The organism is Wolbachia endosymbiont of Tuta absoluta (genome assembly GCF_059414725.1).
The window spans coordinates 1-756 of sequence record NZ_JBNRJY010000563.1; the positions used below are offsets into that span (position 1 = coordinate 1).

Annotated in this window: 1 pseudogene; it reads left to right on the forward strand. The window is 34.8% G+C overall.

From position 1 onward, the window contains the following. Positions 1–129, forward strand: a pseudogene (locus tag ACJ5GX_RS06320) (hypothetical protein); the annotation flags it as partial. Positions 130–756: the final 627 nt, after the last annotated feature.

The window sequence follows — 756 nt, forward strand, 5'->3', positions numbered from 1 at the left end:
GATCTAGCAAATTTAGTGAATGAGTCTGCGCTTATTGCTGCAAGAAGAAATAAGAAAATTGTTACCATGGATGATTTTGAGTATGCACGTGATAAAGTGATGATGGGCATGGAAAGAAATGGGGTACTTTGGGTTACAAATTTGCAGTAGTAACAAATAAATAATTTTATTTCACTAAAAGGTTACTGATACGAGTATAGTTGAAATTTCGTGCATAAAATTTCGGATGAAATTTTTCATGTGACCGATACCGATAACAAAGAAACAACTTTCCCCAAGGAATATGGAAAAAATGGGCTTCCAAAGTAACCCAAATCAGCTGATCGGAAACTTTGTATGGAAGGTTCAAACTTTTTTATTTAAATTTTCAATTTATGTTCCTTGGGGAAAGTTGTCCAGTTTCATAGACAGTCGCCCTACTTATAGTCTGTACGTGTAGGTTATTCAATTCAATCATACTATATCACTTACGGGGTAGGCAGAGCGTTAACGACCGTACAACGGATATTAACACGACGTCTGACAAAAGTTTGAGGGTCAATCAGATAACTTAAACAATTAAACTTCAGGTCACTTGACACTTTTAAAACGAAGGTACATGCACATAAAATAAATAAATAAAAAATAAAAAATACCTTTATTGTCTCTGATTGTCCAGGTTACATTGCTGTTTCTTATAAAGTAAGTGTAGGTAGGTAACATGGTTCATTACACAATGTCACTGTTTCTGGTCCCCAAACTAGGATACCCTGTACT